Annotated in this window: 19 protein-coding genes; 17 read left to right on the top strand and 2 right to left on the bottom strand. The window is 66.1% G+C overall.

The window, feature by feature from the left end:
• From ABE093_RS00520 to ABE093_RS00510, 3 genes are all read left to right on the top strand, one after another.
• Positions 1–2,748, top strand: a 2,748-nt coding sequence (locus ABE093_RS00520; protein WP_430758910.1) for a response regulator, incomplete at its 5' end; no start/stop codon positions are given.
• Positions 2,738–4,516: a chemotaxis protein CheB gene (locus ABE093_RS00515; RefSeq protein WP_430758909.1), complete on the top strand. Its 1,779-nt coding sequence runs from the start codon at positions 2,738–2,740 to the stop codon at positions 4,514–4,516. The genes ABE093_RS00520 and ABE093_RS00515, both read left to right, overlap by 11 nt.
• Before the next feature lie 7 nt (positions 4,517–4,523).
• Positions 4,524–5,003, top strand: coding sequence for a chemotaxis protein CheW (locus tag ABE093_RS00510; protein WP_430758908.1), 480 nt, complete (start codon positions 4,524–4,526; stop codon positions 5,001–5,003).
• Positions 5,004–5,030: 27 nt separating this feature from the next.
• Here ABE093_RS00510 and ABE093_RS00505 read toward each other — a convergent pair whose 3' ends face one another.
• The gene (locus ABE093_RS00505) at positions 5,031–5,765 is read right to left on the bottom strand and encodes a 16S rRNA (uracil(1498)-N(3))-methyltransferase (protein ID WP_430758907.1); all 735 of its coding nucleotides are present in this window, start codon (positions 5,763–5,765) and stop codon (positions 5,031–5,033) included.
• Positions 5,756–7,153 carry an adenosylmethionine--8-amino-7-oxononanoate transaminase gene (bioA, locus tag ABE093_RS00500; protein ID WP_430758906.1) on the bottom strand — a complete coding sequence of 466 codons (1,398 nt, stop codon included), beginning with the start codon at positions 7,151–7,153 and terminating at the stop codon, positions 5,756–5,758. The genes ABE093_RS00505 and bioA overlap by 10 nt, the downstream gene beginning before the upstream one ends.
• A gap of 38 nt (positions 7,154–7,191) precedes the next feature.
• Here bioA and nudE point away from each other — a divergent pair, with 38 nt between their 5' ends.
• The 14 genes from nudE (at position 7,192) to lgt (ending at position 19,307) form a co-directional block, all read left to right on the top strand.
• Positions 7,192–7,743 (top strand): ADP compounds hydrolase NudE, encoded by a 552-nt coding sequence (nudE, locus tag ABE093_RS00495; protein ID WP_430758905.1) that lies wholly within the window; start codon positions 7,192–7,194, stop codon positions 7,741–7,743.
• On the top strand, positions 7,740–8,531 hold the full coding sequence (gene cysQ / locus ABE093_RS00490) for a 3'(2'),5'-bisphosphate nucleotidase CysQ (protein ID WP_430758904.1): 792 nt from the start codon (positions 7,740–7,742) through the stop codon (positions 8,529–8,531). Before nudE ends, cysQ begins: the two co-directional genes overlap by 4 nt.
• Complete coding sequence (gene mazG, locus ABE093_RS00485) at positions 8,528–9,355, top strand: nucleoside triphosphate pyrophosphohydrolase (RefSeq protein WP_430758903.1); 828 nt, start codon at positions 8,528–8,530, stop codon at positions 9,353–9,355. The genes cysQ and mazG overlap by 4 nt, the downstream gene beginning before the upstream one ends.
• Positions 9,356–9,434: 79 nt before the next feature.
• Positions 9,435–10,145, top strand: coding sequence for a response regulator transcription factor (locus ABE093_RS00480; RefSeq protein WP_430758902.1), 711 nt, complete (start codon positions 9,435–9,437; stop codon positions 10,143–10,145).
• Between the two features lie 16 nt (positions 10,146–10,161).
• Positions 10,162–11,442, top strand: a complete 1,281-nt coding sequence (locus ABE093_RS00475; protein ID WP_430758901.1) for a sensor histidine kinase — start codon at positions 10,162–10,164, stop codon at positions 11,440–11,442.
• Positions 11,443–11,567: 125 nt separating this feature from the next.
• Positions 11,568–13,088, top strand: a complete 1,521-nt coding sequence (locus tag ABE093_RS00470; RefSeq protein ID WP_430758900.1) for an efflux RND transporter periplasmic adaptor subunit — start codon at positions 11,568–11,570, stop codon at positions 13,086–13,088.
• Positions 13,085–13,801 (top strand): ABC transporter ATP-binding protein, encoded by a 717-nt coding sequence (locus tag ABE093_RS00465; RefSeq protein WP_430758899.1) that lies wholly within the window; start codon positions 13,085–13,087, stop codon positions 13,799–13,801. The genes ABE093_RS00470 and ABE093_RS00465 overlap by 4 nt, the downstream gene beginning before the upstream one ends.
• The gene (locus ABE093_RS00460) at positions 13,798–15,030 is read left to right on the top strand and encodes an ABC transporter permease (RefSeq protein WP_430758898.1); all 1,233 of its coding nucleotides are present in this window, start codon (positions 13,798–13,800) and stop codon (positions 15,028–15,030) included. Before ABE093_RS00465 ends, ABE093_RS00460 begins: the two co-directional genes overlap by 4 nt.
• Positions 15,031–15,075: 45 nt before the next feature.
• Positions 15,076–15,465 (top strand): diacylglycerol kinase, encoded by a 390-nt coding sequence (locus ABE093_RS00455; protein ID WP_430758897.1) that lies wholly within the window; start codon positions 15,076–15,078, stop codon positions 15,463–15,465.
• Positions 15,465–16,214 carry a TerC family protein gene (locus ABE093_RS00450; RefSeq protein WP_430758896.1) on the top strand — a complete coding sequence of 250 codons (750 nt, stop codon included), beginning with the start codon at positions 15,465–15,467 and terminating at the stop codon, positions 16,212–16,214. The genes ABE093_RS00455 and ABE093_RS00450 overlap by 1 nt, the downstream gene beginning before the upstream one ends.
• A 99-nt stretch (positions 16,215–16,313) precedes the next feature.
• The gene (locus ABE093_RS00445; RefSeq protein WP_430758895.1) at positions 16,314–16,934 is read left to right on the top strand and encodes a LemA family protein; all 621 of its coding nucleotides are present in this window, start codon (positions 16,314–16,316) and stop codon (positions 16,932–16,934) included.
• Between the two features lie 28 nt (positions 16,935–16,962).
• Positions 16,963–17,850, top strand: a complete 888-nt coding sequence (locus ABE093_RS00440; protein ID WP_430758894.1) for a TPM domain-containing protein — start codon at positions 16,963–16,965, stop codon at positions 17,848–17,850.
• 5 nt (positions 17,851–17,855) lie between these two features.
• Complete coding sequence (locus tag ABE093_RS00435; RefSeq protein ID WP_430758893.1) at positions 17,856–18,353, top strand: TPM domain-containing protein; 498 nt, start codon at positions 17,856–17,858, stop codon at positions 18,351–18,353.
• A gap of 48 nt (positions 18,354–18,401) precedes the next feature.
• The gene (gene lgt / locus ABE093_RS00430) at positions 18,402–19,307 is read left to right on the top strand and encodes a prolipoprotein diacylglyceryl transferase (protein ID WP_430758892.1); all 906 of its coding nucleotides are present in this window, start codon (positions 18,402–18,404) and stop codon (positions 19,305–19,307) included.
• Positions 19,308–19,318: the final 11 nt, after the last annotated feature.

Below are 19,318 nucleotides of genomic sequence, written 5' to 3'. Positions count from 1 at the left end.
CGTGCCGAAGCCGAGCGTGTCGAAGCCGAGCGTGTCGAAGCCGAACGCGCTGCGGAGCTGCGTCGACAGGAGCATGAAGACATGCTCCGCATGGAGAACGAACGCCTCGAAGCCGAACGTGCCCGCGTCCAGGCCGAAGAGGAAGCCGAACGTGCTCGCGTCGAAGCCGAAGAGGAAGCCGAGTACGCGCGCCTCGAAGCCGAATACGCCGAACAGGCGCGCCGCGAGCACGAACAGGCGCAGGCGGCGACTCCCGAACACGAAGGCGAGACTGCCGGAGTGGTGGCCGCGCTGACCGCAGCCGCGATCGCCGGTGCCGCTGACGTCGCGCACGAGGAACATGCCGAAGTCGTGCAACCGGCGCCTGCCGCGGCGACGCATACGCATGGCGTCGACCTCGGTCCAGAGCATCCGCTCGATACCGCCAGCCTCGACAACGAGCTGCTCGACATCTTCGTCGAGGAAAGCAACGACCTGCTCGACAATTCCGACAGCCTGCTCGCGCGCCTGCGCGGCAATCCCGAGGATCTCGAATCGGTCACGGCGCTGCAGCGCGACCTGCACACCCTGAAGGGTGGCGCGCGCATGGCCGGCGTGATGTCGATCGGCGATCTCGGCCACGCGATGGAAACGCTGCTGGAATCGGTGTCGGAACGCCGCACCCAGCTGGGCGGTGACGGCGTGCCGTTGCTGGAGCGTGGCCTCGATACCTTGCGTGCGATGACCGAACGCGTGGCCGCCCGCAAGTCGTCGCAGACGCCGGGCGAACTGGTCGCGCAGATGACGGCGCGCGCGCGCGGCATCATCGCCGCGCAGGCCGATGCCGAATCCGCCGAACCGACGAAGGCCGTGTTGCCGGAACTGTCGGCGCCGATCATGGAAACCGCGCTCGACCGCGAAACCGCGGAAGGCGGCCAGGTGCGTTCGCAGGAACAGGTGCGCATCCGCGCCGACCTGCTGGAACGCCTGGTGAACTACGCCGGCGAAGTGGCGATCTATCGTTCGCGACTGGAACAGCAGCTGGGCGCGTTCCGCGCGGCAATGGGCGAAATGGAGCAGACCAATCTGCGCCTGCGCGACCAGCTGCGCCGCCTCGACCTGGAAACGGAAGCGCAGATCGTCGCCCGCCACCATCGCGAGCAGGAAGCGCACAACCCCGCGTTCGATCCGCTGGAACTCGACCGTTACTCGACGCTGCAGCAGCTGACCCGTGGCCTCAACGAATCGGCGTCCGACATGTCGACGCTGCAGGGGTCGCTGGAAGACCTGACCCGCCAGTACGAAGCCTTGTTGCGCCAGCAGTCGCGCGTGTCGACCGATCTCCAGGAAGGCTTGATGCGCACGCGCATGATGCCGTTCGAGACGGTGTTGCCGCGCCTGCGCCGCGTCGTCCGCCAGGCGGCGGGCGAAACCGGCAAGCAGGCGCAGCTGGTGGTCAGCGGCGCCGAGAACGAACTCGACCGCAACGTGCTCGAGCGCATGACCGCGCCCCTCGAACACGTGCTGCGCAACGCGCTCGCCCACGGCATCGAATCGCCGAAGGCGCGCCGCGCCGCCGGCAAGCCGGAAGAGGGCCGCGTCGAGATCAACGTGCGCCACGAAGGTTCGGAAGTGGTGCTCGCCATCCACGACGACGGCGCCGGTATCGATCGCAAGGCGATCCGCGTGCGCGCCGAGGAACGCGGCCTGCTGCAACCGGGCGCGGATGTGGCCGGCGAAGAGATCGACCGCTTCATCCTGCAGCCGGGCTTCTCCACCGCCAGCGAAGTCAGCCAGCTGGCCGGTCGCGGCGTCGGCATGGACGTGGTCCACAACGAAATCCGCCAGCTCGGCGGTTCGCTCGACATCGCGTCGGAAATCGGCAAGAACACCCGCTTCTCGTTGCGCCTGCCGCAGACGATGGCGGTGACGCAGGCGGTATTCGTCCGCATCGGCGAAACCACCTACGCGGTGCCGATCGCCTCGGTGCGCGGCGTCAGCCGCATCTCGCGCGGCGATTACGCCAGTGGCGCGCAGCATCGCTACGGCAGCGAGGAATTCACCGTCTTCGATCTCGGCCTCCTGCTCGGCCAGCCGATGCTCAAGGCGGAAGAACACCTGCAGGTGCCGCTGCTGCTGATCGGTTCGGGTGAACTGAAGGCCGCGGTTGGCGTCGACCAGATCCTCGGCAACCGCGAAATCGTGGTGAAGCCGCTGGGTCCGCAGCTGGCGTCGATCCCCGGCATCTTCGGTGCCACCGTCATGGGCGACGGTTCGGTCGTGGTCATCCTCGACGTCGCGCCGCTGGCCCGTCGTTACGCAGCGCGTCCGCAGCACGAAGTGGAAGCCGAGGCGCCGGTGCAGGTCCACGAGGCCGCCGAGACCCACGTGGTTCCGGTGGTGATGGTGGTGGACGATTCCGTCACCATGCGCAAGGTCACCGGCCGCGTGCTGGAACGCAATGGCTACGAAGTGATGACTGCGAAGGACGGCGTCGATGCGCTGGAGCGGATGGCCGAGCGCGTGCCCGACCTGATGCTGCTCGACATCGAAATGCCGCGCATGGACGGTTACGAACTGGCGACGCAGATGCGCCGCGACGCCCGCCTGCGCGACGTGCCGATCATCATGATCACCTCGCGTACCGGCGAGAAGCATCGCGAGCGCGCCTTCGAAATCGGCGTCAACCGTTACCTGGGCAAGCCGTACCAGGAGCCGGAACTGATGCGCAACGTGTCCGAACTGCTCGAGCTGTCCGGTGAGCGCTGATCGTCGCGCCACCGTTCTGCTGGGCCGTCCGGGCGAGTTGCGCGACCGCCTGGAAGCGGCGCTGCGCGAAGCCGGCGCCGATATCGCACTGGTCGTGGATCCTTCGATCGGCGATGCCGCGGAGGTCCAGGCGCGGTCGCCGCGCAATGTCGTGGTGTTGATGGAACCGGGCGTGGAAGAAGCACTCGATGCACGCTTCGATGCCCTGTTCGACGATCCCGGCATCGAACTCCTGTTCGAGGAAGCCAGCGTGCTGGCGTCGCGCCAGGGCTGGGATCTCGCGCGCTGGGGCCGGCATCTGTCGGCAAAGCTGCGCGGCAGCCAGGACGTGTTGCCGGAAGGCCACGGCGATGACGCCGGGTTCGTCGCGCCGTTGCCGCGCGATGCGCTGAAGCCGAAGGCGGAACATTCGACGCCGGGTGAAGCCACGGCGACGGCGATCGCAACGGTGGAAGAACACCCATCGGCAGTGCCTGAAGCATCGGTGCACATGTTGCTGGAAGAAGCGCCTGCGCAACCGGAGCACGCGACGACGCAGGCATCCGAAGCGGTCGAGACGATGGTCGTGGAACACCAGGATTTCGTCGAAGCGCCGATCGAGATCGTCGAAATGGGCGCGCCGCCCGCGGTCGAATCCACGGACATCCCGGTGATTCCGCTGGAAGGCATCGTCGAAGCGCCCGCCCAGTCGTTGCAGGCGCCGGGACTGGAAGGGCATGACTGGGCCCCGGCGCATAGTGACAACAACGCCTCTGCATCCGCAGTCGATTTTGCCAATGACGGCCTCGATTACCTCGAGCCGGTCAAGCGGATCCCGCATGGCGGCGGCGAGCACCATGTCGAAGCGTTTGATCCCTCGATGTTCATGGACGCCGCGCACAATCTGCCGGATGCCGAGGCGATTCCGCTGGAACCGCTCGAGCCGATCGATGACATCGCGCATCCGCACGTCGACGTGATCGCGCTGGAGCCGGCGCCGGCCACGGATGCGCAGCCGCTCAAGCTGGCCTCGGCCGCGAGCATGGATGCGCCCGACATGGCGGCGGCGCCGCTGCACGAAACCTGGTCGCTGGTCGACCACGACGACGCGCCGGTAGCTGCACCGACATCGCAATTGCCGCCGGTGGCGAGCAGCGCCTCGCGGCTGGATGGCATGTCGATGGTCGATGACGGCACCATCGGACTTGAAGTCGCCGAAAGCGGCGGCACGGCATCGAACCTGAGCATCACCGGAACCCGCGGCGCCGTGCTGATCGTCGCCGGTGTCGGTGGGCCCGATCCGTTGCGCGCGTTGCTTGGCCAGTTGCAGGACGACTTCCCGCGCTCGATCCTGATCCAGCAGCATCTCGATGCCGGCAATTACGATCGCCTTGCGCGCCAGATGGAACGCGCCACGCGCCTGAAGGTCAAGCTCGCAGCCGCCGGCATGGCGATGGAGGACAACACCGTCTACGTGTTGCCGACATCGGTTGGCCTGGAAGAGGGCGCTGGCGGACTGGCGTTCGTCGACATGCCGCAGGTGCGCGGATTCGCCGATGTCACCTCCAAGCTTGATCCCGCCGACAGCGCCTTGCTGGTCCTGAGCGGCGCGCCCACCGATTTCATCGAAGAAGCGTTGCGCTTCAAGGTCGCCGGCGCCTGGGTTGCGGCGCAGGCCGAACACGGTTGCTTCGATCACGCGGTGCCGGCACTGGTCGCCGCGCGTGGCGCCGAGATCGCCGAGCCTTTGGCGTTGGCGCAAAAACTGAACGCACGTTGGCACGCATGAGGCAGCCATGAACGAACTTCCGAGCAGCCTGCGCGGCGTGCTGATCCAGGCGGCCGGCAGCCAGCTGTTGCTGCCCAACGCCGCCGTCGCCGAGGTCTTGTCCTATTCCGATCCGGAACCGATCGCCAATGCACCGGCCTGGTTGCTCGGGCGCGTGCGTTGGCGCGGCTGGCAGGTTCCGCTGGTCGACTTCTCGCGCCTCGATGGCAGCGAATCCAGCGCGCAGGCGGCCGCTGGCGGACGCCGGCGCGTGCTGGTGGTGAAGGCACCGGGCGGACATGCGCGCCTGCCGTATTTCGCCTTCCTGGCCGACGGCTTCCCGCGCCTGATGAGCCTGTCGGAGGCAACGCTGGAAACACTGGCGGAATCCTCCGAGCCCGGAAGCTGCATCTTCGCGCGCGTCGCCATCAACGACGAAAACGCGGTGGTGCCGGACATGGACGAGGTCGAGTCGCGCCTGCGCAGCGAGTTGCCGGAAGCTGCCTGAGCGAACGGCCCGAGGCGCCTCGTCGCTTCAATCGAAATCGCCGTGCAGCGCCTGCATCGCCGCGATCGCCGCGAGTCCCGCGGTTTCCGTGCGCAGCACGCGTGGGCCGAGACGAACGCCGAGGAATCCCTGCGCTTCCAGCAATGAACGATCCTGCGGCGACCAACCGCCTTCGGGACCGACCGCCAGCACGATGTCGCGTTGATCCGCCGCCAGTGCCGTGCGGCAATTCATCGATGCGATCGGATCCAACAGCAATCTTGTCGCCGGTGTCAGTGTCGTCAGCGCACTCGCCAATGCAACAGGGGGCTGCACCTCCGGCACCCATGCACGACCGCTTTGTTCGCAGGCGGAGACCACCACGCCGCGCCAGTGTTCCAGTCGCTTTGTTGCCCGCGCACCCTCCAGCTTCACTTCGCTGCGATCGCTGAACACCGGCACGAATGCGGTAACGCCGAGTTCCGCGCCCTTCTGCAGGATCAGGTCCATCTTCTCGCCGCGCGCCACGCCCTGCAGCAGGGTGATGCGCAATGGCGATTCGTTGGCGGGCGTGCGCACTTCGCCGACCTGCACGCGGGCGCCACGCTTGTCGATGGCGACGATCTGCGCGCTGGCTTCATGGCCGCGACCATCGAACACCACGCAGCTGTCGCCGATCTGCAGCCGCAAGACGCGGGTCAGGTGCGCCGCCGACGTCTCGGGCAATGCGAGCTCGCCGCCGGCGTGCAATCCGGCATCGACGTGGACACGGGTCAGGCGCATGCGGTGACCTCGCGAATGGTCGTGGCGGTGACCTCGGCGAGTTGCGCGAGCGCGTCGTCGTCGATGCAATAGGGTGGCATCCAGTAGAGGATGTCGCCAAGCGGACGCAGCACCACGCCACGGGCCAGTGCCGCGCGATAGGCCTGCAGTCCGATGCGCAGCGACGGATCGAACGGCGTCGCCTTGTCGCCGTCGCGGGTGAGTTCGAACGCCACCACCATTCCGCGTTGGCGGGCATCGGCGACATGGGGCAGCGTGGCGATGTCTTTCGCCAATCCGCCCATGCGCGCAGCCGTGGCGCGATTGTGTTCGAGCACGCCGTCCTGGTCGAAGATCGCCAGCGATGCCAGTCCGGCGGCGCAGCCCAGCGGATTGCCGGTATAGCTGTGCGAGTGCAGGAAGGCGCGTTCGCGCGAGTCGTCGAGGAAGCCGTCGTAGATCGCCTGCGTCGCCAGTGTCGCGGCCAGTGGCATGAAACCGCCGGTCAGCCCCTTCGATACGCACATCAGGTCGGGCTGGATGCCGGCCTGTTCGCAGGCGAACAGTGTGCCGGTGCGGCCGAAACCGGTGGCGATCTCGTCGGCGATCAGGAAGACGCCGTGGGCATCGCAGAGTTCGCGCACGCGCTTGAGGTAGGCGGGGTGGTGCATGCGCATGCCGCCAGCGCATTGCAGCAGCGGCTCGACGATCAGCGCGCAGACTTCCTGGCCATGCGCGTCGAGCAGGCTGGCGAGCACGTCGGCGGCTTCCAGCGCGCATTCTTCCGGGGTCTGGCCCGGACGCGCGTCGTAGGCATCGGGCGACGGCGCGAAGATCGCTTCCGCCAGCAACGGCGCATAGATGCGCCGGTACAGCGGAATGTCGCCGACCGCGAGCGCGCCCAGCGTTTCGCCGTGATAGCCGTTATGGAGCGCGATGAACTTGCGGCGCTCGGGTTCGCCGCGATTGCGGAACCAGTGGAAGGCCATCTTCAGCGCGACTTCCACGGCCGCGGAGCCGTTGTCGGCGTAGAACACTTTCGCCAACGGATCGCGTCCGGCCTGCCGCGGTGCGCGCGCCAGCAGTTGCTCGGCCAGGGCGATCGCCGACGGATGGGTGAACCCGGCCAGCAGCACATGCTCGAGTGTGCGCGCCTGTTCGGCGATCGCCGCGGCGATGCGCGGTTCGCCATGGCCGTGGATGTTGGTCCACCAGCTCGACACCGCATCGAGATAGTGGCGGCCATCGGCGCCGACCAGCCACGCGCCTTCGCCGCGGACCACCGGGACCAGCGGCAGCAGGTCGGGGTGTTCGCGCATCTGCGTGCAGGGGTGCCAGACCGCGGCCAGATCGCGAGCAACGAGGTCGTGCTCGGCTATCATCACACCCTCATGGACAACGTTCGACATCCGCAGATTATCGCCCGGAGTGGCCGGCAGGTCTCGTCATGAGCCAGCGCCTTCCCATCGTCCATGCCCGTCACCAGCGCGACGACGGTCGCGGTCGCATCGTCGAAGACGTCGATCTCGAATTCGGCAACGGCGAGCGTCGCATCTTCCACCGCGTGCTGGCGCCCGGTCCGGGCGCGGTCGCCGTGGTGCCGATGCTCGACGACGAGACGGTGCTGCTGGTGCGCGAATACGCCGCCGGCGTGCACCGCTACGAACTCGGCCTGGTGAAGGGGCGGATCGATGACGGCGAAACCGCCGAGGAAGCCGCGAACCGCGAATTGATGGAAGAAGCCGGCTATGGGGCGCATCGCATCGAAGTGATGCGGATGCTGAGCCTGGCGCCGACCTACATGGAACACCAGACCGCGCTGGTGCTGGCGCGCGACCTCTATCCGGCGAAGCTGCAGGGCGATGAGCCGGAAGAACTGGAAGTGGTGCCGTGGAAGCTCGCCGATCTCGGCGAACTGGCGCTGCGCGACGACAGCTCGGAAGGGCGCAGCCTGGCGGGATTGTTCATCGCGCGCGAATGGTTGGCGAAGCACGGATGAGGGTGGACGCCGGGCTTCGTGATGGCGTCGCCGCGCTGGCGCAGCAGGCGGCGCAGAAGATCCTCGCGGTGTATGCCGATGCCTTCGATGTCACCCGCAAGGACGACGCCAGTCCGCTGACCGAAGCCGATCTCGCATCGCATCGCTGCATCGTCGAAGGACTCGCGGCCCTCACGCCCGATATCCCGGTGTTGTCGGAAGAATCACCGGACGCGCACAAGGCGCAACGCGGCGACTGGCAGCGCCTGTGGCTGGTCGATCCGCTCGACGGTACCCGCGAATTCGTCAAGCGCAATGGCGAATTCTGCATCTGCATCGCCTTGATCGAAGGCGATGCCGCCGTATTCGGCCTGGTCCAGCAACCGGTCAGCGGATTGCTGTGGCATGGTGCGCCGGGACAGGGCGCATGGCGGCGCGAGAACGGGATCGATGTGCCGTTGCACTACCGCCGCGGCGATGGCCCGCTGCGCGTGGCCGCGAGTCGTTCGCATCGCGACGCCCGCACGCAGGCCTTGATCGATCGTATCGGCGATGTCGAGACCGTGCCCTGCGGTTCCGCGCTCAAGTTCTGCAAGATCGCCGAAGGCGCCATCGATCTCTATCCGCGTTTCGGCCCGACCAGCGAATGGGACACCGCCGCGGGACAGGCCATCGTCGAAGGCGTCGGTGGCGCGGTGGTGGATCCGCAAGGCCGATCGCTGCGCTACAACCGCCGCGATACTTTGCTCAACGGCGATTTCATGGCGATGGGCAATCCCGCACTGCCGTGGCGCGACTGGCTGGAATGACGATGACCGACAACGACGGCCACAGCGGCGACATCGGCGAATTGATCGCGATCATGGCGCGCCTGCGCGATCCGCAAGGTGGCTGCCCGTGGGATCTCGAACAGGATTTTTCGACGATCGCGCCGTACACCATCGAGGAAGCCTATGAAGTCGCCGATGCGATCGAGCGCGGCGACATGGTCGATCTTCGCGACGAGCTCGGCGACCTGTTGCTGCAGGTGGCTTTCCACGCACGCATGGCCGAAGAAGCCGGGGCGTTCAAGTTCGAAGATGTCGTCGTCGCCATCTGCGACAAGATGGTGCGCCGCCATCCCCACGTGTTCGCCGATGCCAGCTTTGCCGACGCCGATGAACAGACTCGTGTCTGGGAACAGTTGAAGGCGGCCGAACGCAAATCGAAGGGCGAAGCCGACACTTCGGCGCTGGCCGGGATCGCACGCGGGCTGCCGGAGTGGCAGCGCGCCGTGAAGCTGCAGTCGCGGGCGGCGCGCACCGGCTTCGACTGGCCGGACCATCGCCCGGTGTTCGCCAAGCTGCGCGAGGAGCTCGACGAGCTGGAGGCCGAGTTCGACCGTGGCCAGCGCGACCACGACCATCTCCGGGAAGAGTTGGGCGATGTGCTCTTCGTCGCGGCCAACCTGGCCCGCCATGCCGGGATCGACCCCGGGGCCGCCTTGCGCGGCGCCAATGCCAAGTTCGAACGGCGCTTCCGGGCGATGGAGGCCCTGGCTGCCGGGCAGGGCCGGGACTTCGCGGCCCTTGGGCTGGAAGGCCAGGAACGCCTCTGGGACGAGGTCAAGCGCGGCGAGCTTACACAAAGCTGAATGTGACACAGGATCTTCACCTACCTTCCACAAACCGGGCGGCAGTCTTCTTCACAAAGCTGAAAGGACAGGGGTCGCCATGACACAGCAACAGGACGGAGGACTTGTCCTCATCGTCGAGGACAACCGCAATATCTCGGAAATGATCGGCGAATATCTCGAAGGCAAGGGCTTCGAGGTCGATTACGCCCAGGACGGCCTGGATGGCTACCGGCTGGCGTTGGAGAACGCCTATGACGTGGTCGTGCTCGACCTGATGCTGCCGCGGATGGACGGCGTCGAAGTCTGCCGCAAGCTGCGGGAGGAGGCGCGCAAGTCGACGCCGATCCTGATGCTGACCGCCCGCGACACCCTGGAAGAGAAGCTGACCGGCCTTTCCGCCGGCGCCGACGACTACCTGACCAAGCCGTTCGCGATCCAGGAGCTGGAAGCCCGCCTGCGCGTGCTGATCCGTCGCGAGCGCCGCCAGGTGGGTTCGGAAGTGCTGAAGGTCGGCGACCTCGTACTCGATCCCGCCAGCCTGCGCGCGACCCGTGGTGGCAGCGAGCTGCTGCTGTCGCCGATCGGCCTCAAGTTGCTGACCATCCTGATGCGCGAATCGCCGCGCGTGGTCGGTCGCCACGAAATCGAACGCGAGATCTGGGGCAACAGCCTGCCGGATTCCGACACCCTGCGCAGCCATCTCTACAACCTGCGCAAGATCATCGACAAGCCGTTCGACAAGCAGTTGCTGCATACGGTCCAGAGCGCGGGCTACCGCATCGCCGACATCGACCAGCCGCCATCCTGATCCTGAGACTCGCTGCATGGCGTCGACGCCGAAACGGCTGAAATCCCGAATCCGCGATGTCTTCCTGTTCCAGGGAATCATCGCCGTGGTGCTGGTACTGGCCGGTACCTTCCTCGGCAGTCGTTTGCTCGCGGAAGGCTTGTTGCGCGATCGCATCCGCACCGAAAGCGATCGCATGTGGGATCTGGTCCAGCGCGATCCGGCCAAGCCGTTGCCGAGCGGATTCGGCTACCAGGCCTGGTTCGTTCCCGCCGGCAAGCAGCCGGATGCGGTGCCGCCACAGTTGCGGGTGACATCGCCGGGATTCCACCGCGACCCCGATGGCGAAAGCATGGTGTACGTCGGCGAGCATGCGGAAGGCCGGCTCTACCTGCGGGTGGAACCGACTTTCCTCAATCGACTGGTGAGCTGGTTGACCGTGCTGGCCGCGACCTTGTCGCTGATCGCGATCGCCACGCTCTCGTGGCTGGGACACCGCCGTTTCCAGAGGATGATGGCGCCGCTCGAACGCCTGTCGCATGCCGCGGAACGCTGGCGCCCGGAGTCGACAACGCCCCAAGGCCTGATCGAAGCGTCGGTGATCCCCGATCCGCTGGACGAAGTCGAACGCCTGCGCCACGCCCTGATCGACATGACATCGCGCATGGACGCCTTCGTGCGCCGCGAACGCGATTTCACCCGCGATGCCAGCCATGAATTGCGTACGCCGTTGACGGTGATCCGGATGGCCGGCGACCTGTTGCAAGGCGAGGAAGGCTTGAGCGCGCGCGGGACTCGCGCGGTGACACGCATCCAGGAACAGTCGCAGCAGATCGAAGGGCTGGTGGGTGCTTTCCTGCTGCTGGCGCGCGATCCGCGCTCGCCGATCGACGTCACCGAAACCTCGCTGGCGGAAGTGGTGGAGAACGAGGTCAAGCGCGCGCAACTTCGCGTCGAAGACAAGCCGGTGGCATTGCGTTTGCAGATCAATGCCTATCCGGTGGTCGATGCCCCGCCGCGCCTGCCGGGCGTGGTCCTGGGCCATCTGTTGCAGAACGCCTGCGACTTCACCGAACGGGGCGAAATCCTGGTGACGGTCGAGACCGAACGCATCGAGATCCGCGATACCGGCGTCGGCATGGATGCCGCGACCCTGGCGCGGGTGTTCGAACCGTTCTTCCGTGCCGATACCGCCCGGACCGAGTCCAGGGGGCTGGGCCTGAACGTCGTTCGCCGGCTGGTCGAGCGCATGGGCTGGACTGTGACGCTGGACAGCAAACCGGGCGCCGGGACCACCGCGATCCTGCGTTTTGCCTGAATAATGCGGGGTCAACCGGCGATACCGCCGGGCGTTTACATCCAAACCGCTCTCTTTCGAACACGATGCCGACTCCCAGCCCAGCGCGTCCGCGCACCCGCAAATCGTTCCCCTGGATTCCCGTCGTGCTCGCCGCCGTCGTGCTGCTTGGCGGTGGTGCGTGGTGGTTCAAGCATCGCGCTGCCTCCGGACAGACCGGCTACCGCACGCAGGCGGTCGATCGTGGCGACATCCGCGTTTCGATTTCCTCGACCGGTACGCTTTCGGCGATCTCCACCGTCACCGTCGGCAGCCAGGTCTCGGGCCAGCTCACCGAAGTGCTGGTCGATTTCAATTCCAAGGTGAAGAAGGGCCAGGTGATCGCCAGGATCGATCCCTCGACCTACGAGACGCAGATCGTCCAGGGCAATGCCCAGATCGCCAGCGCGCAGGCACAGCTGAAGCAGTTCCAGGCAACGCTGGCCAACGCGACGCTGGTGTATCAGCGCAATGCACGCCTTGGCGAGCAGAAACTGGTGGCGCAGTCCGATGTCGACCAGGCGCGTGCGGCGATGCTGCAGGCGCAGGCCCAGGTCAACAGCGCGCAGGCGTCGATCCGCCAGCAGACCGCATCCACGCAGACGACCCGGCTCAATCTCGAGCGCACCGTCATCCGTTCGCCGGTCGATGGCGTGGTGCTGACGCGCGCGGTCGAACCCGGACAGACGGTGGCGGCCAGCCTGCAGGCGCCGACGCTGTTCACCATCGCCGAGGATCTGTCGAAGATGAAGATCCAGCTGACGGTGGACGAATCCGACATCGGCCAGGTCAAGCCGGGACAGAACGTCAACTTCACCGTCGATGCCTTCCCCAATCGCCAGTTCACCGGCGTGGTGAAGCAGGTGCAGATGGCCGCGACCACCACCAACAACGTCGTGACCTATCCGGTGCTGGTGACGGTCGACAACAGTGACGGCACCTTGCTGCCGGGCCTGACCGTGAACGCCGAGATCGAAGTGAGTCGCCAACCGAACGTGTTGCGCGTCGCCAATGCCGCGCTGCGCTACAAGCCTTCCGATGAGGATAGCGGCGCACAGGGACAGCAAGGCGGCCAGGGCGGCTTCGGAGGGCAGGGTGGCGGCCGTGGCGGCGCCGGCATGGGCGACGACATCGCCAAGATCGCCACTGGCCTGCAATTGAAGCCAGGACAGCAGGCCGCTTTCGATGCGGCGATGGCTGAAATGAAGAAGCGCGCGGCCGAACGCATGCAGCAGGCACAACAACAGTCCTCGCAGCAGGGCGGCGGCAGCAAGCTGTTCGGCGGCGGCCCGGGCGGTCCTCCGCGCAGTGGCAACGGCGGCGGCAATGCCCAGCAGCAGGCGCAGATGCGTTCGCGCATGCGCGAGCGTTTCCAGCAGCAGTTCGCCGCGTTCACCGCCACCCTCGATCCGACGCAGAAAGCCAAGTGGGATGCGGGCCTGAGCGACCTGATGAACGCGCGCCGCGCTGCGATCTACCTGCTGGTCGACGGCAAGCCGCAGCGGGTGATGGTGCGCCTGGGCGCGACCGACGGCAGCAACACCGAAGTCAGTGGCAGCGTGAAGGAAGGCGATCTCGCGATCACCGGGCAGCAGTCGGCGGACAGCGCGGCGCAGGCCAAGAAATGAGTCCCGCAGGCGTCACGCCGCCGGTCGTCGAAACGCACGACCTGCGCAAGGTCTATTCGCCCGGCACCGCGGCGGAAGTGGTCGCGTTGCGCGGGGTGAACCTGCGCATCGAGCGCGGCGAATTCGTCGCGATCATGGGGCCGTCGGGTTCCGGCAAGTCGACGCTGATGAACCTGATCGGCTGCCTCGACACGCCGAGCAGCGGCACCTACGCCTGCGATGGCGTCGACGTCTCGACGCTCGATGCCGAGGAGCTCGCGGCGCTGCGTCGCGACAAGATCGGTTTCGTGTTCCAGGGCTTCAACCTGTTGCCACGGATGAGCGCGTTGGAAAACGTCGCGATGCCGATGGCCTACACCCGCGTGCCGCACCACGAGCGACGCGAACGCGCGCAGGCGGCGCTGGTCGCGGTCGGATTGGGCGAACGCGCCGGGCACCGCCCCAATGAACTCTCGGGCGGCCAGCAGCAACGCGTGGCGATCGCGCGCGCGCTGATCAACCATCCGCCGATCCTGCTTGCCGACGAGCCGACCGGCGCGCTCGACAGCAAGACCGGCGAGGAAATCCTCGCGTTGTTCAACCGGCTCAGCCAGGAACAGCACACCGTCGTGTTGATCACCCACGACGCGCATGTCGCCGCGCACGCTCATCGCGTCTACGTGATGCACGACGGCGAATTGCACGAAGGCACGCGCGAGGACCTGCACGCATGAGCTGGCTCGACATCATCCGCACCGCGCTCGCCGCATTGCGTGGCAACTGGCTGCGCAGCGCGCTGACATCGCTCGGCGTGATCATCGGCATTGCTGCCGTGATCGTCATGGTCTCGATCGGGCAAGGCACCCAGAAGGAAATCGACAAGCTGGTCTCCGGTCTCGGCTCGCAGCGCCTCGACATCGGCAGTGCCGGTGGCCAGGGCGGTGGCGCGCGACTGGCGCAGGGCAGCCGCTGGAGCCTCAACAGCGGCGATGTCGACGCCATCCGCAGCGAAGTTCCGGAAGTGCAGTACGTCAGCGGATCGCTGCGCGGCGGCACCCAGGTGGTGAACGGCGAGAACAACGCATCGACGCAGTGGCAGGGCGTCGACAACGACTGGTTCGCGATCAACGACTGGCAGATGGCCAACGGCGACGGTTTTGATCCGCGCGACTACACCAGCGCCGCCAAGAAGGTGGTGATCGGCGAAACGGTGCGCAAGGAATTGTTCGCCGATGGCAACGGCATCGGCCAGAGCATCCGCATCGGGCGCGTGCCGTTCACCGTGGTCGGCACGCTTGCCGCCAAGGGCCAGGGCGGCTTCGGTCAGGACCAGGACGACATCGTGGTGGTGCCGCTGGAAACCGCGCGCCGCCGTCTCTCGACTTCCAACAGCATGCCGCCGGGCGCGGTGCAGGGCATCAGCGTTGGCGTCGATTCGGCGAAGAACCTCGACAGCGCGCAGAACGCCATCGAAGGATTGCTGCGCCAGCGCCACAAGATCCAGCCCGGCGCCGACGATGATTTCGCCGTGCGCAACATCAGCCAGATCGTGGCGACGCGCACCGCGACCACCAACCTGATGTCGAAGCTGCTCGGCGCGGTGGCCGGCATCTGCCTGATCATCGGCGGTATCGGCATCATGAACATCATGCTGGTGTCGGTGACCGAACGCATCCGCGAGATCGGCCTGCGCATGTCAGTGGGCGCGGGTCCGACCGACATCCGCCGCCAGTTCCTCGCCGAAGCGATGCTGATCTCGATGATCGGCGGCGTCATCGGCATCGTGCTGGGTGCCGGCGGCGCCTTGCTGGTCGGCAAGTTCAGCGACCTGCCGGTCAGCCTCAGCCTGCAGGTCATCCTGCTGGCGACGGCGTTCTCGATGGCAACAGGCCTGTTCTTCGGCTACTACCCGGCCCGCAAGGCATCGATGCTCGACCCGATCGAGGCGCTGCGCTCGCAGTAAATACGGCGTTGCGGCGGCAAAACCGGGCTGTGGCATCATTTCGCCATGGCTGATTCGATTGGACATCTACCGCGCGGACCGCGCGGCATCTACCGCGCGACCTTGTGGTCGCTCAAGGGGCTGCAGGCGGCGTGGCTGCACGAATCCTCGTTCCGCCTCGAGGTCGTGCTGTTCGTGATCCTGGCGCCGCTCGGTTTCCACCTCGGCGCTTCCGGTGTGGAGCGCGCGTTGCTGATCGGCTCGATGACCCTGGTGATGGCGATGGAACTGCTCAACTCCGCGGTGGAAGCGGTGATCGAGCGCTACGGCCCGGAATTCCATGAACTGGCGGGACGCGCCAAGGACATGGGCTCGGCGGCGGTGTTCGTGCTGATGATGAACGTGCTGCTGACCTGGGGCCTGATCCTGCTGCCACGCTTTCTGGACCAGCCCTGATGGATCTGTCCTTCCTGTCCGACCCCTCCGCATGGGTCACGCTGGTCACGCTGAGCGCGCTGGAAATCGTGCTTGGCGTCGACAACCTCGTCTTCATTTCGATCGCGGTGGGGCGCCTGCCGGAAGCGCAGCGCCCGGTCGCGCGCAAGATCGGCATCGCGGTGGCCTGCATCACCCGCATCCTGTTGCTGATCTCGCTGGCCTACCTGGCGCGGATGAGCCGTGACCTGTTCACGATCGCCGGCATGGGCTTCTCGATCCGAGACCTGGTGCTGATCGTCGGTGGTGCATTCCTGCTGGTGAAGGGGACGATGGAAATCCGCGAACTGATCAGCGGCGGCGATGACGAGGATCCGCGCACGACGCGCGCGTCGTCGGCCTTCGGCATGGTCATCCTGCAGATCGCCATCATCGACATCGTGTTCTCGCTGGACTCGGTGATCACCGCCGTCGGCATGGCGCGCGATATCCCGATCATGGTGATGGCGGTGCTGATCGCGGTCGCGATGATGCTGTTGGCGGCGAATCCGATGGGCCGCTTCATCGACGCCAACCCGACGGTCAAGATGCTGGCGCTGGCCTTCATCCTGCTGATCGGCGTGGTGCTGATCCTCGACGGCTTCGATGTCCACACGCCCAAGCCCTACATCTATTTTGCGATGGGCTTCTCGGTTCTGGTGGAATGGTTGAACCAGCTAATGCGACGCAATGCCCGGACTCACCATGTTCCGGGCAGTGGTGACTGGTGAGTGGTCCGAAAATTCACCTGAAATGAACGTTTGTTCACCGACGATTGATCGAATGAATGCGCCGGGCCCAGGCCCGGCTTCCTACTTGGAGAGGATCCGATGACAACCATCCGCGTTGTGTTGCTGCTCATGCTGGTTTCGCTGCTGTCCGGTTGTGGCTACAACAGCATCCAGCGCAAGGACGAAGGCGTGAAGGCGGCTTGGTCGCAGGTGATCAACCAGTACAAGCGCCGTGCCGACCTGGTGCCGAATCTCGTCAACACCGTGAAGGGCTATGCCACGCACGAGGAAAAGGTGCTGACCGAAGTGACCGAGGCGCGTTCCAAGGTGGGTGCGATCAACGTCAATGCCGAGGATCCGCAGTCGCTGGCGCAATTCCAGGCCGCGCAGCAGGGCCTGCAGAGCGCGATCGGTCGCTTGCTGGCCGTCTCCGAAAACTATCCGCAGTTGAAGGCGGACCAGGGCTTCCTGCAATTGCAGGCGCAGCTGGAAGGCACCGAGAACCGCATCGCGGTGGAACGCAAGAACTACATCGACACGGTGCAGGACTACAACAGCTACATCCGCCAGTTCCCGGTCAACCTGACCGCGAAGATGTTCGGCTACAAGGTCAAGCCGAACTTCACCGTCGAGAACGAGCAGCAGATCCAGAACGCGCCGACGGTCGATTTCGGCGGCGCGGCGCCGGCATCGTCGTCGCAGCCGGCACCTGCGCACTGATCGCGGATTCTCCCCAGGAACACGACGCATGAACTGGCGTCGTCTTGTCGCGATCTTCCTGCTGCTCGCCTGCAGCGTGGTCGCGCAGGCGCAGAAGGGATTGGCGACGATCCCCGCGCTCGATTCGCCGGTGGTCGACACCACCGGCACGCTCTCGGCCGAAGACAAGCAGGCGCTGCAGCAGCAGGCGCTCGACCTGCAACAGCGCAAGGGCAGCCAGCTGCAGATCCTGATGGTGGCGAGCACGTCGCCGGAAGACATCGCCGACTACGCGCAACGCGTCTACCAGCAATGGAAGATCGGACGCGAGAAGATCAACGATGGCGTGCTGATCGTGGTGGCGAAGGACGACCATCGCGCGCGCATCCAGACCGGCTACGGTCTTGAGGGCGCGATCCCGGATGCCATCGCCTGGCGCGTGATCCAGGAATACATGGTCCCGAAGTTCCGCCAGAACGATTTCGCCGGCGGCATCAAGGACGCCAGCGCGCAGATCGTCAAGCTCATCGATGGCGAAACCCTGCCACCGCCGGTTGCGCAATCGCAGCAGCCGCGCGATCACGGCGTCAACTGGGTCGGTGCGCTGATCGCGGCCTATATCGCCGCGATGGTCGCGCGCGCCTTGCTCGGCTGGTTGCCGGCGGGCGTGCGCGGCATCGGCACCGCGGCGGTCGCCGGTGGCGTCGCCTGGTTGATCGGCGGCGTGGTGGCCGTCGCTGCGATCGGCGCCTTCCTCGGATTGTTCGTCGGCCTGATGAGCGCGTCGGTCAGCCGTTACGCCAACCAGGGTGGTTGGGGTGGCTGGGGCGGTGGCGGCGGGGGTTTTGGCGGAGGTGGCGGTGACTTCGGCGGCGGAGGCGGCTGGAGCGGTGGTGGCGGCAGCAGCGGAGGCGGTGGCGCCTCGGGGAGCTGGTGATGGGCATGGTCGGCCGCCTCTGGCGTCACGCATTCGCCCGTCCGGCCCGATCGCTGTTTCCGGCCGACAGCCTGCAGCGCATCGCCGGACTGATCCGCGCCAGCGAGTCGCGCCATCGTGGCGAAATCTGTTTCGCGGTCGAATCCGACTTGCCATTGGGCGAGGTCTGGCGCGATGTGTCGCCGCGCGAGCGCGCGTTGCAGGCGTTCTCGAACCTGCGGGTATGGAATACCGCGGCCAACAATGGTGTCCTGATTTACCTGGAACTGGCGGATCGCCGCATCGAGATCGTCGCCGACCGTGGTTTCGAAGGCCTGGTGAGCGCCGAACAGTGGCGCGGCATCTGCCAGCTGATGGAGGAGCGCCTCACCGCCGGCGAACCCGAGGCCGCAGTCGCCGAAGGCATCGAGGCGATCACCGCGGTGCTGGAAGCGCATTTCCCGCAGCGCCCGGGCGAGGTGGATGAAGACGAGCTGCCAGACGAACCGGTCATTCTCCGGTGAGCAGGCAGACTCGGGCAAAATAGCCCTTTCACCCACCGATCCTCGCCGATGCCGCTGCTCCACCAGATCAATCCCGTCGCACTCAGTTTCGGTCCGTGGCAACTACCTTGGTATGGACCTCTGGGGCCATTGCAGGTGCACTGGTACGGCCTGATGTACCTGCTCGCCTTCGCGCTGGCGTGGTGGCTGGGCCGCCGGCGCATTCGCCAGAATTTCCTGCCCGGTGTCAGCGAAGCCGGTTTCGGCGACCTGATGTTCTACGGCATGCTCGGCGTGATCCTCGGTGGCCGCATCGGCTACATCCTCTTTTACGATCTCGGCACCTACCTGAAACATCCGTTGCAGGTGTTCGAGGTGTGGAACGGCGGCATGAGTTTCCACGGCGGACTGATCGGCGTGATGCTGGCGATGTGGTACTGGGCGCGCAAGCAGGGCATGCATTTCTTCGACGTCGCCGACTTCATCGCGCCGCTGGTGCCACCGGGTCTCGGCTTCGGCCGCATCGGCAACTTCATCAACGGCGAACTCTGGGGCAAGTACACCCACAACGGCTGGGGTGTGGTGTTCCCGCAATCGTTGCCACCGCCATATCACGGCCAGTCTGCCGACCAGCTGCAGGTGCTGCTCGGCGCCGGTGCGTTGAATCCGTTCGCGCGCCACCCGTCGCAGCTTTACGAAGCCTTCCTCGAAGGCCTGGTGATGTTCCTGGTGCTGTGGTTCTTCTCGAAGAAGCCGCGTCCGCGCTTCGCCGTCTCCGGGATGTTCCTGCTGCTGTATGGCGTGTTCCGCTTCGTCATCGAGTTCGTGCGCATTCCTGACACCCAGCTGAGCTATCTCGCCTTCGGCTGGCTGACGATGGGGCAGTTGCTCAGCGTGCCGCTGGTGCTCGCCGGACTATTGCTGCTGTGGAAGTCGCATACGTCGCCGGTGCTGCGGATGAAAGAAGTGGCATGAAGCATCTTGCC

It is taken from the genome of Solilutibacter silvestris, assembly GCF_050574925.1.
Lineage (GTDB): Bacteria > Pseudomonadota > Gammaproteobacteria > Xanthomonadales > Xanthomonadaceae > Solilutibacter > Solilutibacter silvestris_A.
This window is presented reverse-complemented; position numbering and strand designations above follow the sequence as displayed.